The sequence below is a fragment of the Pyrinomonas sp. genome, from assembly GCF_040289685.1.
Taxonomy (GTDB): domain Bacteria; phylum Acidobacteriota; class Blastocatellia; order Pyrinomonadales; family Pyrinomonadaceae; genus Pyrinomonas.
In genome coordinates, this window is sequence record NZ_PSLQ01000045.1 from 12,389 (window position 1) to 28,490 (window position 16,102).

General features: G+C 59.7%; 12 protein-coding genes and 2 tRNA genes. 11 read left to right on the plus strand and 3 right to left on the minus strand.

Annotation, left to right across the window (positions count from 1 at the left end; translation table 11 throughout):
- Position 1 precedes the first annotated feature (1 nt).
- The 8 genes from C4334_RS10250 (at position 2) to C4334_RS10285 (ending at position 10,855) form a co-directional block, all read left to right on the plus strand.
- Complete coding sequence (locus C4334_RS10250) at positions 2-1,213, plus strand: ABC transporter permease (RefSeq protein ID WP_352431994.1); 1,212 nt, start codon at positions 2-4, stop codon at positions 1,211-1,213.
- Positions 1,214-1,257: 44 nt separating this feature from the next.
- Positions 1,258-2,022: an ABC transporter ATP-binding protein gene (locus tag C4334_RS10255; RefSeq protein ID WP_352431995.1), complete on the plus strand. Its 765-nt coding sequence runs from the start codon at positions 1,258-1,260 to the stop codon at positions 2,020-2,022.
- A gap of 185 nt (positions 2,023-2,207) precedes the next feature.
- Positions 2,208-4,556 carry an ATP-dependent Clp protease ATP-binding subunit gene (locus tag C4334_RS10260; protein WP_352431996.1) on the plus strand — a complete coding sequence of 783 codons (2,349 nt, stop codon included), beginning with the start codon at positions 2,208-2,210 and terminating at the stop codon, positions 4,554-4,556.
- Between the two features lie 299 nt (positions 4,557-4,855).
- Entirely contained in the window at positions 4,856-7,906 is a 3,051-nt protein-coding gene (gene bamA / locus C4334_RS10265) for an outer membrane protein assembly factor BamA (RefSeq protein ID WP_352431997.1), read from the plus strand.
- 67 nt (positions 7,907-7,973) lie between these two features.
- Entirely contained in the window at positions 7,974-8,591 is a 618-nt protein-coding gene (locus C4334_RS10270; protein WP_352431998.1) for an OmpH/Skp family outer membrane protein, read from the plus strand.
- A gap of 62 nt (positions 8,592-8,653) precedes the next feature.
- Positions 8,654-9,112 carry a 3-hydroxyacyl-ACP dehydratase FabZ gene (fabZ, locus tag C4334_RS10275; RefSeq protein ID WP_352431999.1) on the plus strand — a complete coding sequence of 153 codons (459 nt, stop codon included), beginning with the start codon at positions 8,654-8,656 and terminating at the stop codon, positions 9,110-9,112.
- Positions 9,109-9,936: an acyl-ACP--UDP-N-acetylglucosamine O-acyltransferase gene (lpxA, locus tag C4334_RS10280; RefSeq protein ID WP_352432000.1), complete on the plus strand. Its 828-nt coding sequence runs from the start codon at positions 9,109-9,111 to the stop codon at positions 9,934-9,936. Before fabZ ends, lpxA begins: the two co-directional genes overlap by 4 nt.
- Positions 9,937-10,018: 82 nt before the next feature.
- Positions 10,019-10,855 carry an LpxI family protein gene (locus tag C4334_RS10285; protein ID WP_352432001.1) on the plus strand — a complete coding sequence of 279 codons (837 nt, stop codon included), beginning with the start codon at positions 10,019-10,021 and terminating at the stop codon, positions 10,853-10,855.
- Between the two features lie 148 nt (positions 10,856-11,003).
- On the opposite strand, the gene C4334_RS10290 is transcribed toward C4334_RS10285, so the two are convergent.
- Complete coding sequence (locus C4334_RS10290; protein WP_352432002.1) at positions 11,004-13,124, minus strand: M1 family aminopeptidase; 2,121 nt, start codon at positions 13,122-13,124, stop codon at positions 11,004-11,006.
- Positions 13,125-13,310: 186 nt separating this feature from the next.
- On the opposite strand from C4334_RS10290, the gene C4334_RS10295 reads away from it, so the two are divergent.
- Positions 13,311-13,721 carry an acyl-CoA thioesterase gene (locus tag C4334_RS10295; RefSeq protein WP_352432003.1) on the plus strand — a complete coding sequence of 137 codons (411 nt, stop codon included), beginning with the start codon at positions 13,311-13,313 and terminating at the stop codon, positions 13,719-13,721.
- A gap of 368 nt (positions 13,722-14,089) precedes the next feature.
- Positions 14,090-14,165, plus strand: a tRNA-Phe gene (locus C4334_RS10300).
- A gap of 280 nt (positions 14,166-14,445) precedes the next feature.
- Here the strand turns inward: C4334_RS10300 and C4334_RS10305 are convergent.
- Positions 14,446-14,519, minus strand: a tRNA-Gln gene (locus tag C4334_RS10305).
- A 404-nt stretch (positions 14,520-14,923) separates the two neighbouring features.
- On the opposite strand from C4334_RS10305, the gene C4334_RS10310 reads away from it, so the two are divergent.
- Entirely contained in the window at positions 14,924-15,217 is a 294-nt protein-coding gene (locus C4334_RS10310) for a histidine kinase dimerization/phospho-acceptor domain-containing protein (RefSeq protein WP_352432004.1), read from the plus strand.
- 99 nt (positions 15,218-15,316) lie between these two features.
- Here the strand turns inward: C4334_RS10310 and C4334_RS10315 are convergent, their stop codons facing one another.
- Positions 15,317-15,847, minus strand: a complete 531-nt coding sequence (locus C4334_RS10315; RefSeq protein ID WP_352432005.1) for a TraB/TrbI/VirB10 family type IV secretion system protein — start codon at positions 15,845-15,847, stop codon at positions 15,317-15,319.
- Positions 15,848-16,102 lie beyond the last annotated feature (255 nt).

Consider the following 16,102-nt stretch of genomic DNA (forward strand, 5'->3'; position numbering starts at 1 on the left):
GATGATGCCTTACGAACTGTTTTTGGCATGGCGTTTCTTGCGCGCGCCGCGCGGTCGAAAAGCGGCGCGGTGGGTGACGCGCATCGCTACGTTCGGCATCGCCACGGGCGTCGGCGCGCTCATCTTCGCCCTCGCGTTGGCGAACGGCTTTCGCGATGCGGTGCGCGAAAAGATCTTGCGCAGCGCCGATCACCTCACGTTGATGCGAAACGATGGTGGTGCTATCAACGATTGGCGCGCTTTGGTCGCCCGTCTGCAGACGTTACCAGGCGTGCGACATGCGCATGCGACCGCCTACGTCGGCGCGCTCGTGGAAGGCCGGGAAGCGATTTCGCCCGCCGTTTTGCGCGCGCTCGATGCAAAGACGGAGTTCGAGGCTGAAGACCCGGCGCTCGTCGTTGGGTCTTTGACCGCTTTTCACCAAGAGCGCGAGCCGACGCCAATCATCGTCGGCGAGAAGTTGGCTGAAAGGATCGGCGCGCAGGTGGGGGACGCAGTGTCTTTGATCGTTGCACGCGGCGGAACGCTGGACGGACTTGAGCCGCGGATGGTGACGGCGCGCGTGGTCGGCATCTTTCGTTCGGGCCTGTTTGAGTACGATGCCTCTTGGGCGTACGTGCCGTTGAACGCGGCCATCGAATGGACCGGCACGCCCACGGTCATCGGCCTCGAAGTAGCTGACCCTTTCGACGTTGCGGCGGTGGAAGATGAGGTTCGCCGCACGCTCGGTCCGGATTTTTCCGCGGTCACCTGGCAAGAAGCGAACCGCCCGTTCTTCACGGCGCTCGCCTTGGAACGGCGATTGGTCGCGCTGCTCATCGCTTTGTTGATCGGCGTCGCGGCGACCAACGTCTTCGCCGCGCTTTCGTTGACGGTCGCCGAACGTCGCGCCGAGATCGCCATGTTGCGCGTCATGGGCGCAAGCACAGCGAGCATCCATGTGATCTTCATCGCACAAGGTCTGCTCATCGGTTGCTTCGGCGTTGCGCTTGGCGCGGCGGGCGGTTTGGGCGCGTGCGCGCTCGGCAACCGCTTCGGTCTGATCCGTCTTCCCGCCGATGTCTACTCGATCAGCGCAGTCCAACTTCATCCGCACACGTTGGACGTGTTTGCGGCATCTGTAGTGGCTTTGATCATCTGTCTGGGGGCTTCGGTCGGTCCGGCACGCAGCGCGCAAAGTCGCCGCCCGGCGGAGGTGCTGCGGAACGAATAAAAGGTGGCGTCGCGTGAGAAGCGGTGCATTCAAAAAAGGAAGGGATGGAAAACTCCAGCGCAGCTTTGTCGTCAACGGAAGCGGAAAGGATCGCGAATCGGATTGAACCGGTCGAGGACGGTGGCGCAGCGCTCGTCGTGCGCGACTTGTGCAAAAGCTTTCGCCATCCGATGAAGGGTTCGGTTGACGTGTTGCGACGTGCGAGCTTCTTCGTGAATGAGGGCGAGATCGTTGCCATTATGGGGGCTTCCGGGGCTGGAAAGACGACCCTGCTTCACTTGATCGCCGGAATCGAACAGGCCGACGCTGGCGAGATCGTCTTTCATCGCTTCGATGTCACGCGCGCCGACGAGGCGACGCTCGCGCGGTGGCGAAGAGAGAGCCTTGCGCTCGTCTTTCAAGCACACCGCTTGTTGCCCGATCTGACAACGCTGGAGAACGTCGCGCTGCCGTTGCTCATCGCGCGGCGGTCGAGGCGGGAAGCTCAAGAGCGAGCCGGGCGGTTGCTCGCACGGGTCGGGTTGAGCGACCGCAGCGCACACTCCGTCGTTCGGTTGTCGGCAGGCGAACAGCAACGTGCGGCCATCGCGCGCGCTTTGATCTCGACGCCATCGTTGTTGCTCGCCGATGAGCCGACGGGCAACCTCGATCCGCAAACGGCGGCGGACGTGGTGGAACTGCTGATCGCGCTTTGCCGCGAACATCGAACGACGGCGTTGATCGTCACGCACAACGAACAGGTGGCGCAACGGTGCGATCGCGCGTTGTTCATCGAAGGCGGGATGATTCGACGTTCTACGCGATGGTGATGCGTTTTTTGAGGGACGTCGGCTCGTTCTTCGCGCCTCGAGCGTCGGCGGGGCGAGGTTGGAAGCGCTTTGCCTCTTTCGGAAGGTGCGGTGTTGAGTTATAATCTCCGAGCAAAAAGGGACGCGATGAGGCGAACCGCGGTCATAGGAGAAGCGAAACGTTTTGATTCTGGGCGGTAGGTTTCATGTTTGAACGCTATACGGAAAAGGCGCGACGAGTCATTTTCTTTGCACGGTACGAAGCGGCGCAGTTCGGCGCCCCGGCCATTGAACCGGAACACCTGTTGCTCGGACTGTTGCGCGAGGACAAAGGGTTGACGCAGCGTTTTCTGGCGCGCACGCAGATGTCGGTCGAGGCGATCCGTCGCGACATCGAAGCGCGAACGATGATGCGCGAGAAGATCTCGACCAGCGTCGAACTACCGCTAGCGCCCGATACCAAGCGCGTACTGATCTACGCGCACGAAGAGTCCGAACGGCTCGGCCACAAGCACATCGGAACGGAGCACCTGCTCTTGGGCCTGCTGCGCGACGAACGTTCGCTTGCCGCCGAAATCCTTCACGAACGCGGGTTGCGCGTCAGCGCTGTGCGCGAAGAACTGGCGCGTTCGCACGGTTCAGACCCGCGCGCCGCACAAAAGAAAGACACGCCGCATCTGGCCGAATTTTCGCGCGACTTGACCGAAGACGCGATGAATGACCGGCTTGATCCGCTGGTCGGGCGCGAAGCCGAAATCGAGCGTGTCGTGCAGATCCTTTGCCGCCGGACGAAGAACAATCCGGTTCTAATCGGCGAACCGGGCGTCGGCAAGACGGCCATCGTCGAAGGGTTGGCACAACGGATCGTGCGCGGCGAGATCCCGCCTTTTCTGGAGAACAAACGCATTCTGTCGCTCGACCTTTCGCTGATCGTCGCCGGTACGAAGTATCGCGGTCAGTTTGAAGAGCGGCTCAAACAGATCATGCGGGAACTGATCGAGAACCCGCAGTACATCGTCTTCATCGACGAACTTCACACGCTTGTCGGGGCAGGCAGCGCCGAAGGTTCGCTCGATGCCGCCAATATCTTGAAGCCAGCGCTCTCGCGCGGCGAGATCCAGTGCATCGGCGCGACCACGCCAGCCGAGTTTCGTAAGTCGATCGAGCGCGATCGTTCGCTCGAACGGCGCTTTCAAGCCGTCAAGGTTCCGCCTCCGACCGAAGAAGAGGCCATTCGCATCCTTGAAGGGCTGCGCGAGCGGTACGAAGCTTTTCACGAGGTGCGTTACACGCACGAGGCGTTGGAGGCCGCCGTCTATCAATCGAACCGTTACATCCCGGACCGTTTTCTGCCAGACAAGGCCATTGACGTCATCGACGAAGCCGGAGCGCGCGTCAAACTTCGCGCGCGGCGCGAGAGGGCTGGCTCGCTCTACGATGGACCGAGCTTCTTCGCTGATTTCGGCGCCCGCTTCACCGCTGAAGACGATATGCTGCTTCCAGTCGAGGTGACCAAAGACGACGTCGAAGAGGTGATCGCGCGCTGGACTGGCATCCCTATCACGTCGCTCAAAGAGGAAGAGTCGCAGAAGCTTCTGCGCATCGAAGAGGAATTGCATCGGCGCGTCGTGGCACAACGGTCGGCCATTTCGGCGTTGGCGCGCGCGATACGCCGTTCGCGCGCTGGACTGAAGAATCCAAACCGTCCCGTCGGATCGTTCCTCTTCCTAGGACCGACGGGCGTCGGCAAGACCGAAGTTGCGCGATCGCTGGCTGAGTTCCTGTTCGGCTCCGAGCGAGCCATGATCCGCTTCGATATGTCCGAGTTCATGGAGAAGCACGCCGTCTCCAAGCTGATCGGCAGCCCGCCCGGCTACGTCGGACACGAAGAGGGAGGGCAATTGACCGAGCGAATTAAACGCTCGCCTTATTCGGTCGTCCTCTTCGACGAGATCGAAAAAGCCCACCCGGACCTATTCAACATCCTGTTGCAGGTCTTCGAGGACGGCATTTTGACCGATTCGCTCGGCAACACGGTCGATTTCAAGAACACGATCATCATCATGACGTCGAACATCGGCGCGCGTTTCATCCAAAAGCGCGGAACGCTCGGTTTTCAAGCTTCAGCCGATGCGACGCGCGAGAAGATGGAAGAGATGGTGATGTCGGCCGTGCGCCAGACTTTCAATCCTGAGTTCATCAATCGTTTGGACGAGATCATCATCTTCGATCCGCTCAACGACGAAGAACTGTTGGAGATCGTCGGTTTACAGGTCGGCCAATTGAACAAGACGCTCGCGCGGCGCGGACTCGAAGTGCGCCTGACGGACGAAGCCAAGCGCTGGATCGTCGCCAAGACCTGTTCCGACCGATCCTATGGTGCGCGCCCCTTGCGCCGCGCGCTGCAAAAGTACGTCGAAGATCCGATCAGCGAAGCGATTATTCAAGGGGCGCTGAGCGGGACCAACATGGTCGAAGTCTATGTCGAAGGCGACAGCTTGAGCTACCGTCCGGCAGAAGTCGAAGAGCCGGGCGATGCCTTGCTGATTCGCTGAGCAGCATCGCCGCTTGCCTTTAAAGCTTGAAGACGCCCCGGTCGGGACCCAGAACGCGCTCGCGCGGGAGGGAGGGACCAAGGAACGGGCGTTTTTGCTTTTGCAGGCTATTTCTCGGTATAATGCGCCGCTTTGCCGGAAGTTGTCTGGCAACGGCGGACCTGTCCGTCGGAATCAAACGGCGAAGCTTCCCGTGTGCGCTTCGTTTCCCCGACGCCGAACGCGCGAAGGAGTCCGGGGGGAATCGAAAAGCCTTTCCGCTCTTCGGAGCTGGAGGAAACACGGTCAGAGGAAAACCCATGCAAATTTTGCGCATAGCTTGGTTGGCTCGCCTCGTCGCATTGGCCGTCATCGGCGGCGTGTTCTGGGCTCCGACGGTCGAAATGGCCTCGGCGCCTCAGCAACAGCAGCGGCTCGTCGAAGCGGTTGACGTGCAAGGCAATCGGCGCATCAGCGAAGATGCCATCCGCTACTACGTGCAGACGCGACCGGGCGACCCGTACAACGAGCAGCAGGTGCAGCGCGATTTTCAAGCCATCATGGCGCTCGGTTGGTTCGATAAAACGGCCTCGCGCGTCCTTGTGCAAGATGGGCCGCGCGGCGGCGTCGAGGTGATCTTCGAAGTCAAAGAGTTGCCCATCATCCGCGATCTACAGTTCGAGGGTTTGAAGGCCATCACCGAGGCTGACGTGCTCAAGGCTTTCCGCGAAGCGCGCGTCGGTGTCTCCAAGGAGTCGATCTACGATCCGGTCAAGGTGCGCAACGCCACGCGGATCATCAAGGAGTTGCTGGCGGCGCGCGGTTATCCGAACGCCACCGTCGAGGTCAAGACCGAAGAGGTTTCGGCCACTTCCACCGCTGTCACCTTCGTCGTCAATCAAGGCGAGCGCGTGCGCGTCGTCGAGATAGACTTCGTCGGCAACCGGGTCTTCAAAGACGGCGAATTGCGGTCGCAAATGAAGTACGTCAAACAGAGCGGCCTTATCTCGCGCTTTCGCGGCCAAGACATTCTCGATACGCGCAAACTGGATGAGGACCGGCGGCGCGTTGAACTCTACATGCGGTCGAAAGGGTACTTGCAAGCCCGCACCGGAGAACCGCGCGTCGAGGGCATCGGACGCCGGACAACGGGCTTCTTCATCCCTTTGCCGCTTCTTTCTTCGACCGATGATGCGCTGCGCGTCACCATCCCCGTGGTCGAAGGCAAGATCTATCGCATCGGCGACATCAAGATCGAGGGCAACTCGATCCTTTCCGAGCAGTACATCCAAAACGTCATCGGCTTGAACAAAGGCGACATCGCCAATGGCGAGCGCATCGGCAAAGCGATCTACGAAGATCTCAAGCGGGTGTACGGGACGCAAGGTTTCTTGCAGTACGAAGCCGAACTCGAACCCTCTTTCCGCGACAACCCGCAGAATCCGAACGAAGGCATCGCCGATTTCACCATCAAGATCACGGAAGGACGGCAGTTCACGCTGCGTCGGTTGGAGTTTTTGGGCAACACTTTCACGCGCGATTACGTGCTCAGGCGTGAGTTCCTGCTCAACGAGGGCGATGTTTACAACCAGTCGCTCTTCGAATACTCCATCGTCCGCCTCAACCAACTGGGCTTTTTCGACCCGATCGACAAGGACAAAGATGCCGATCTGCGGACCAACGAAGAAGAGGGATATGTTGATATCAACGTCAAGGTGAACGAGCGTGGCCGACAGCAGATTTCGTTCAACGGCGGCGTGTCCGGAATCGGCGGCTCGTTCTTCGGCTTGGAGTATTCGACCAATAATCTTTTCGGGCGCGGCGAATCGCTCTCGTTTCAGTTGGCCGCTGGAAATCGGCAGCGCTCTTTCCTCTTCTCTTTCACCGAACCGTACGTGCGCAATCGCCCGATCACAGCTGGCTTCTCGCTTTTCAACTACTCGCTCAAGTTCTTCGGCGAGGGGACGATCTTTTCGCAGAATCCGGATGCCGTGCGCGGCGTGATCGGGTCGATCTTCGACTTCATCAACACGGGCGAAGAGAACCTTTTTACGCAAAATACCACGGGCGGAAGCCTTTTCGTCAGCGCGCCGCTATCGGAGTTCTACCGGAAGCGTCGCTTCACGACCTTTTCGCGCATCGGCTTGTCGTACTCGATCTCGCGCACCAGCATCAAAGAGCCGCCCGTCAATCAACAGGATCCGCGACGGGCGATCCCAGTGCTCTACTCGCAACCGGATATCGTGGCGAGCCGCATCACGCCGACGTTCGTTTACGACACGCGCGATTTCGCCAACAGCAACGGCGTCGATCCGACCAACGGTAAGCAGATCTCCTTTTCGCTCGGCTTTTCGGGCTTGGGCGGAGATGTGCGCACCTACCAGCCGCTCGCCTCTTACACGCAATACATCCCTGTGCGACGCAAAGGACGCGGGCAGAAGCCAGAGGTCTTCGCCTTCCGCATTTTGACCGGGCACATCGGCAGCTTCTCCGTGACGCCAGCCGTGCGCAACGCCAACTCGCTCGCTTTCGTCGATGGCGTGCCGATCTACGAGCGGTTCTTCCTCGGCGATGAGTTCACCATTCGCGGCTACAACGTGCGTTCCATCAGCCCGCTTGCGCCGCTGGACACTTACGTGACTTCGCGCAACGTCGTGGTGGCGTCCAACGCTACGGGCAATCCACAACCCATTCCGGAGTTGCAACAATTCGCCAGTCTCGGCCTCTTTACGGGGCCGAGCGGGAACTCGCCGTTGGTTGCGCGTAGCTTTCAGTACGTCGGAGCCGACACGCAGCTTTTGGGGAACTTCGAATATCGCATCCCGCTCTTTGGGCCAGTCAGTCTAGCGGCCTTTGCCGATATCGGTTCGGCTTTCAACTTGCGCAAAGGGCGCGATCAATTCATCACGAGCAACTTTTTGGCCGATACGCCTTTTCTGCCCGGAACGCTGGGCGTTTCGTTGACTTCGCTGGCCGCGACGCGGAACCCGAATCTAGCGACCGTGTTGACTGCTGGCGGATTGGCTTTTGTCGCCAACAACGAGCGGTTGCTCACCAAACAAGAGTTTCAAGATGCCGTAAACGCTGGCCAACCCGATCCGCAAACGGGCTTGCCTCCAGGACTGCGCGCCGTCTTCTTGCGCGGTGAAGCGCAGACCAACACGGTGGTGCGTTTATCGCAAAGCGCTTTCTCCAATTTCGGCGACTTTCGGTCGAGCGTCGGATTAGAGCTGCGCGTGCAGATCCCGGTGGTCAACGTTCCGTTCCGTTTGATCTACGCTTTCAACCCGAACGCGCGGCGCGAATTGAACGGCGTTCCGCTTCTTTATCCGGGGCGCGCTTTCCGCTTCAGCATCGGGCGGACTTTCTAGGGGAACGCCAGAACGAGAGATTCAATCGAGAAACCAAACTCTTTGAGGAGCATCACAGAGGAGAGACATGAAAGTTCTACGCATCATCTTCTTGGCGGCGGCCGTCGTGGCCACAGCCATCGTGCCCGCTTGGGCGCAGCAGCAACCGCAACCGGGGCGACCGGCCGCTCCGGCAGCTTCCGGCGGAGGAAACGCCGAAGGCAAGATCGTGATCATCTATACGGAGGTCTTCGACGACGAAAAGCAGGGGATCGCACGGCTGGTGAGCGCCATCAAGGGCGTTGATCGCGAGTTTGAACCGCGGCGCACCGAGTTGCAAACTTTGCAGCAACGTTACCAACAACTGATCGACGAACTGAACAAGACGGCCGCAGTGCAAGATCCGCGCGCGCAACAGCAGAAGCGCGAGCAGGCTGAGCAGCTCCAACGCGAGATCGAACGCAAGCGCGAGGACGCGCAAATCGCTTACAACAAGCGTTTGCAAGAGGTGGTCGCACCGATCTACGACGACATCGCCAAGTTCCTTGACGCCTACGCCAAGCAGCGCGGCATCTCGATGATCATCGATGCGAGCAAAGTGCCGGGCGTTATCTTCGTCACCAACAACTCGATGGACATCACCAGAGATTTCATCGCCGAATACAACCGGCGAGCCGCCACCGCTTCCACTGCCCCATCACGTTGATCGGAGTTTGAGCGCGAAGAGGGGCGTCACGCTAACCCCCCTCTTCGCGCGGACGCACCGTTATGGAGACCGTTCTCGACGCGCGCGCCATTCAAGAGCTCTTGCCGCATCGCTACCCGTTCCTGCTGGTCGATCGCATCGTCGAGTTAGTCCCGCGCGAGCGCATCGTCGGCATCAAGCAGGTGTCGATGGGCGAGCCTTTCTTTCAAGGCCATTTTCCGGGAGCGCCCGTCATGCCAGGCGTTCTCGTCATCGAAGCGTTGGCGCAGGTTGGAGCCATTCTCGCCCTACGCGAGATCGCAGATCGCGACCAAAAGCTCGTGCTCTTCAGTGGCATCAACAACGCCCGCTTCCGTCGTCCGGTCTTTCCGGGTGATACGCTCATCTTGGAAGTGACGGCGTTGCGCGTCGGTTCGCGCGTCCAGCGGATGCGCGGCGAGGCCAAGGTCGACGGCAAGCTCGTCGCCGAAGCGGAGATCATGAGCGTGGTCGCCGATCGTGATTCGGCTTTGAACGCATGAGCGCTTCGACCAGTTCATCGCAGAGCCGTTCGCGCCGTGCGCGCGCGGCAACTTTCATCCATCCAACGGCGGTCGTCAGCCCGCGGGCGGAGATCGGACGCGCTTGTTTCATCGGCCCTTACGTCATCGTCGGCGACGAGGTCCGACTCGGCGACGGCGTGCGACTGGAATCGCACATCGTCCTCGACGGGCGAACCACCATCGGCGACGGCACGCACGTCTATCCGTTCGCTTCCATCGGCTTGGCCTCGCAAGATCTGAAGTATCGCGGCGAACCGTCGGAGACGCGCATCGGGCAGCGCGTGCGCATACGCGAGTTCGTCACCATTCATCGCGGCACCGAAGGGGGCGGCATGGTGACCGAAATCGGCGACGATTGTTTGCTCATGGCGCAAGCGCACGTGGCCCACGATTGCCGTTTGGGGCGCGGCGTGATCATGGCCAACGGCGCAACGCTCGCCGGGCACGTCGTGGTGGAAGATGGTGCGAACATCGGCGCCTATTCGGGCGTGCACCAATTCTGTCGCGTCGGACGCGAAGCCTACATCGGCGGTTATTCGGTGGTGGTTAAAGATGCCTTGCCGTTTGCCTTAACCGTCGGCAACCGGGCGCGTTGTTACGGACTGAACTTGACGGGGATGAAACGCCGAGGTTATCCGCTGGAGACGATTCGCGCCCTCGGTCACGCTTTTCACCTGCTGCTGTCGTCGCGGCTCAATACGACGCAAGCGCTCGAAGCCATGCGACGCGATGCCGGACCCTGCGCCGAGGTGCACGAGTTGATCCGTTTCATTGAGACTTCGCAAAGAGGCATCACGAAATGAGTTTGATCGCGGCAGATCGAACGCGGCGCCGACCCGCCAACAGCGACGTTCGATTCGTCGCATGAAGCGACTTTCAAGCCAGATGAGCGGCGAAGCGACAGATCCCCGGTCGGTGCAGTACGGTTTGATCGCTGGCAACGGACGCTTCCCGTTTCTCGTGATCGAGGGGGCGCGCCGCGCCGGCGTTGAACTGGCGGTAGCGGCGATTCGCGAAGAGACCGATCCGCAAATCGAGCGCGTCGCCCGGCGGCTGATGTGGGTCAGCGTCGGTCAACTCGGCAAATTGATCCGCTTCTTCAAGTCCGAAGGCGTCGCGCGCGCCATCATGGCCGGCCAAGTCAAACACGTACAGATCTTCAGCAATGCCATCCCGGATGCGAAAATGATCAAACTGTTGTTGCGTTTGCCGCGCCGCAATACGGATGCGCTCATCGGAGCGGTAGCTGATGAACTGGCAAGAGAAGGGATCGAACTGGTCGATTCGACGCTCTTCATACGCGACCGCTTGGCTTCTGCGGGCAGCATGACGCGACGCGCACCGGATGAACGCGAGCGCGCGGACATCGAGTACGGTCTGGAGATCGCGCGCGAGATAGCGCGCTTGGATCTAGGTCAAACCATCGTCGTGCGCGCGCGCGCCTGTGTCGCCATCGAGGCCATGGAAGGGACCGATGCTGTGATCAAACGGGCTGGCGCGTTGGCGCATGGGCGTTTGACGGTGGTGAAGGTGGCCAAGCCCCACCAAGACATGCGGTTCGACGTGCCCGTCGTTGGACGCGCCACAATCGAGGCGATGATCGAAGCTGGCGCGACTTGCCTTTGTTTGACGGCGGGAAAGACCTTGATGTTCGACCGCGAGGAGATGTTGGATCTCGCTGACCGACATCGCATCGCTATCGTCGGCGTCCCCTCCGAATGAAGACTCCCTTCAGCCTCGACTGACGCAAGCGCGCTCTTTGCGAACCCGAAAATCTCCGATCTGACTTCAAAAAGGGCGTCGTTTCAATAAAACCTAACTGCCGCCTCGTTTTGCAGTCCTACGCCTTCGTCGCGCGCGAAGGACGGGCTTAACCACCTCGCGGCCCTTGTTGCGCCTGCGCGGCGCGCGGATCGTAAGGCGTAGCTAAATACTGGCGGGCGACCGTTTGCGCGTTGTCGTAGTTGTCGCCTGTTTTGAGCGCGAGATTGTATTCGTTGACGGCGCGATCTCGGTCACCTTTGGCATCGTATGCGTTGCCGAGTTTGATGCGCGACCAGACTTCGACCCACGACGGTTTGAGGTTGCCTGAAAGGGCTGCGCGGAAGTTTTCGATAGCGCGATCGTAGTTGCGTTGTTCGAGAAAGATCAAGCCGAGGTGGTAATAGATCCAGGAGTTTGAACGATCGAGTTTGAGCGCTTCCTCGAGTTGGTTCTGCGCTTCGGCGTATTGCCCTTCGCGGTAGAGTTCGATGCCGCGCCGCGCTGCGACGGCAATGCGCAGCTCCTCCGACGTGCGCAAGATCTTGTTGTTGGGATCGATGATGACCTCGATCGGTTGGCCGGTCGTCTCGAAATCGAAATCATCGCTTTTGTCCTCGATGAAGACGGTTTTGGTCTCGGTACCGCCTTCATAGCGTAGCAGCAGTTCAACCGGCAGGCGTAGGTTGTCAAAGTTCTCGCGCACAGTTCCGCGTGTGCGGAACTTCCCCGCGCGCGTGCGGATAATCTGGTAATCGGCGGAGAATTCCGGCACGCCTGTACTCTCGACCCAACGAGCGAAGAAATAGCGCATGTTCGTCCCGGCGATCTCGCTGGCCAGCTTCTCGAAATCATCGATGGAAGCGTTGCGCCCGCGGTACCGGTCGAGGAAAGTCCGCAGAAGCTGATCGAAGCGTTCTTTGCCAAGCGTTTCGCGCAGCATGCGGAAGACCATCGCCCCCTTGTAGAAGATCACAGAGCGGTAAGCTGCCGATTGATCGTCGAGCGTCGAAGGAGCACGCAGGATAGAAGCCGATTGTTCGAAGAGCAGCGCGCGTTCGAGAAGGTCACGCTGCGCCGCTTCCAAGGCGGCGCCCGTCAACGTCTTCTCGCGCAGCGCGAAGGCGCTCCATTCGGCCAGCCCTTGCGAGATCCAAGCATCATCGAATGACTTCAATCCGACCGTATGTCCCCACCATTGGTAAGCGACCTCGCGTTGAAGTCGCTCGACGGCGACTTGACGCGGCGAATCGAAGAACCGCGACGAGAGGAAGAGCATGCCAGGACCGCTATAAGCCTCCAACGTCTCGTCATCGGTTTGCGCCACTACGTAACGCCCGCCGAAATTGGGTTGCCCATATTGCTCTGTGTAGAATTGCAACGCCCGACCGATCTCTTCGGCGAAAGGGGCGATGCGCGATTCGTTCTGCGGCTGGACGTAGAACTGCAACTCGTAGTTGCCGTAGCGCAAGTTGCGGACGAGGTATGGTCCGGCAGCGATGTTGCCGATGAGCGCGGGCTGGCGGTGGACGAAGCGGTAACGAACGACCCCATCGGCGACCTGCCGCGTCGGCGGTTCGTCGCCTGAACCGGCGACCTCAAAGCCGGTCGGCACCGTGACGGTGATCTCAGCTGTTGCGCGATCGGCAGCGTAATCGTGGAACGGGAACCAACGCGCGGCGTACATCAAATAGCTCACTTCGGAGCCGACGTAAGCTAAGCGCTTTGTCGGGATGGGACCGCCCTCCGGCGTGATCAGCGGCCCGCTCCAAACGAAACGCAGCGTCACGGGCTGTCCTGCCGGGAAAACGGCGCCGAGATCGATGCGGACGTTCGGTCCGATCGTTTCAGCGCCCACGGGGTCTTGCACGAAGTTAAGCGACTGGGTGGGCGTTGGCGTTACCGCTGCCGGAAGACGTGTCCTTGCGCTGCGCCGCCCACTGGGCGGCGTCGGTTGAGGCGTCGCAACGGGCGCTTGCTGTCCGACCAGTTCGACGCGTTCGACCTTGAGCGAGCCGTTGAGTTCGAAAGTCACGGTACGAGTCGGCTCTTGCGGGACGAAGGTCACTTCGCCCCGCGCACGCAACAGGTGCGTCGCCGGCGAGAGCTCCGCTTCAATACGGTAGTTCGTCACGTCGAAGCGCAGGGCGGCCGACTGTTGCGACCAGGCGATGCTCGGCAGCAGCGTCAGAAGAAGGGCCGCGGCTAGAGAGAAGTTGGTTCTCATCATCGGTTTAACTTGAAGAAAGCGCATCCCTTTGATGAACTCCAGGGCACAGGCGGTTGGCCGTTCCCCCCGTGAGCTTGACACGAAAGGCGTTTCCCCGCCAAGCTCGGAGCTGTTGTGTGCGCGCCGCACTGAAGCTCTTCGCGACGCGCGCTCTTTGGAAGAATGAAGAGACCGAGATCGATAAAGATGGAAAATTCCGAACCGGCAATCAGAATCACTCTGCTTCCGCGCGACACCAACTCTCAAGGGACGATCTTCGGCGGCATCATCTTGAGTTACATCGATATTGCCGGAGCGATCGAGGCCCATCGGCAAACGCGCATGGAACGGTTCGTCACCGTCGCAATGCGCGAAGTCATCTTCCACCATCCGGTCTTCGTGGGCGACTTGGTCAGCTTCTACGCCGAGACGGTGCGCATCGGGACGACTTCGATCACAGTGCGCGTGACGGTGGAGGCCGAACGCTTGACCGGACTTGGCGAGCGCGTGCGCGTCACCGAGGCCGAGGTGGTTTACGTCGCCGTTGATGAGAACCGGCGCAAGACGCCTATCAAGCTTTCTCCAGAAGAGAAGGCTCAAATCGAAAACCGATCTTGATCGCCGACGATCAGCCCTTTGCTTGCAGCTCTGGTTGAACGGCTCGACGCCGCTTATACCTGCCACGGTAAGAAAAGGCAATGATCGGCCTCTGGCTCGTGCTCTCGTTGAACTCCCAAGGCAGATGCGGTCGGCTCGCGCAAGGACCAAGCGTAACATGTTTTCCCCCTTTCATTGAGCTTCAAGGACGTTTCTCGTGTCGCTTCTTCCATCGCGGCGCGCGATGCTTTTGGCGCATGAAGGAGCTGCTTCCGCCCTTGATGATCGAAGTAGGGACGGTCGGCGCTCGCTGCGGTCCGCCTGGCGAGCCGTGCCAACTCAATATTTGACGCGCAACCTGTTTTGTCGCTATACTCTAAAAACTTCAAGGCCAGGTAGCTCAGTTGGTAGAGCAACGGACTGAAAATCCGTGTGTCGGCGGTTCGATTCCGTCCCTGGCCACCAGTTTCCCGTAAAAGAGCAGGAGTTGGGCCTCGAAATGAAAGCAGCGAGTCCCAACTCCTTATGTTTTCGCGCAGCGAGCGCGACCTCGCCATGATGAGCGCGATCCCTTGACTCGTCGCAAGAGAGCGAATAGGCGCGGCGATCAAAGGGTTCAGATGACGCTTTGCCGCGTGCTACGGTCTTTGCGATGAGGCGATCGGCGAAAGACGACCGCTGAAAAGTCACTGAAAAGTCAAACGAAAATGGCGCCCTTTAACAGGAGCGCCATCGGATGAGATATTGGCTGGGAGGCTAGGACTCGAACCTAGATAGCCAGATCCAGAGTCTGGAGTCTTACCATTAGACGACCTCCCAACAACCCGCAGATATAATTTACGGGCCGCCTCGCCCGTTGTCAAATCCGCTCTTCCATCCTTGCGATGAGCCGCCCCTGCTCTTTCGTTCGCAAGCGACATGTAGGGAAATCGCTAGCTTGCGTCGCATGAAGCGTCCGAAAGGCGCTGCTCGTAAGGTCCTCAAGTCGCTGCGACCCTGATTCAGACCCTCACCCATGCGCTTTGAAGACGCGAACTGGAATCCTTTCGCAGAGAATGAAAGAGGAGTATCATCACCGATGATCTCGCTTGCCTGAGAGCGGGAGGACACTGACAGGCAACAAGACAGATCCGCATTCATCGGCAGCGATGCGATAACCCTCGCCTTGCTTGACTGCATATCTGCGATGGAATGCAAAGCCCGTCTTTTTGGAGGGCAGACCTATGTCGGATTCAGCGCGGAGCGCCGAGCTTGAAATTGAGCGGTTGTGCGCACTCATCAAGGAGCGTGATGAGCAGCTCGCCGAAATCAATCGCATCGTCGCTAAAGTTCGGCACAACATCAACAACCCGCTTGCCGGCATCATCGGTCAGGCACAACTGCTGTTGCGCGCAGAGGACATTCCGGCGAAATACCGCGAGCGCATCGAGAAGATCGAAGCATTAGCGGCGCGCCTCAAAGAGATCGTCGGCGAACTCAATGCCGTCAAGGTGCGCGAATTCGGATCGGGCGCTTGAAAAAAGGCGGTAGAGACTTCTAGAAAGATGAGTCTCTACCGCCTTCGTAAAAAAGGCTCGACTGGTTGGTCGTCGTCAAAGGCGCATCGTTTAGTGAAGCTACGCGCTGACGCGCACGACCTTCTCTTCGTCCGTATAGACTTTGATGCGCGTTCCCGGTTTGATCTTGGCGTCTTTGCCTTTCTTCAGCAATCCTAATGGACCGAAAAGGACGGCGAGCGCGACGGTCGTCCCGGTTTTATCGTCGCCGGTTCTCCCGCGCGAAGCGCGAAGCCGCAGCTTTTGCCCGTCAACCGTTGTCGTCGATTCGACTCGGATGCTCAGCTTGCCGCCTTTGCCCAGTCTGCCGCTCTTCTCCGCGCTGGTGACGGAGCCTTTGACGATCGTATCCTTGGGGATCACGACGTGGCCGTTTACGACGACATCCTCAGCGACCTTGAAAGTCAACGGATCGCCTTCGACAGCCGCTTTGCTCGAGATCTCTTCGGTGGTGACGACTTCAAATTCGGTCCCTTCGGGAATGGTGACCGTGGTCCCACCAGATTGTGGAATGGCGAATGATGCGGCGGCAATCAGCGTCGAGCTCAACGTGACCGCCACCAATTGCAACAAGGTTCGGTTCTCCCGCATTGTACACTCCTCCCATTGACTAGGTTGATTTAAATGATTGCGTGCGAACTCAAATCACATCAGCGCCGGAGCATTCAGGCGTCATCGTCGTGAGATGCGAAGGAGCGACGCGTGACGTCCTCCCCTCAATTAATTGAGGGACATCCTCAAGCGGATGCACGCGCGCTCTTTATCCCTGCTCTTCGGTTCAGCGACGCCGTGCCATCCCAAGTGGTATGACACGACCGCGGGCCGCGCCACACGGCCACTACTCCC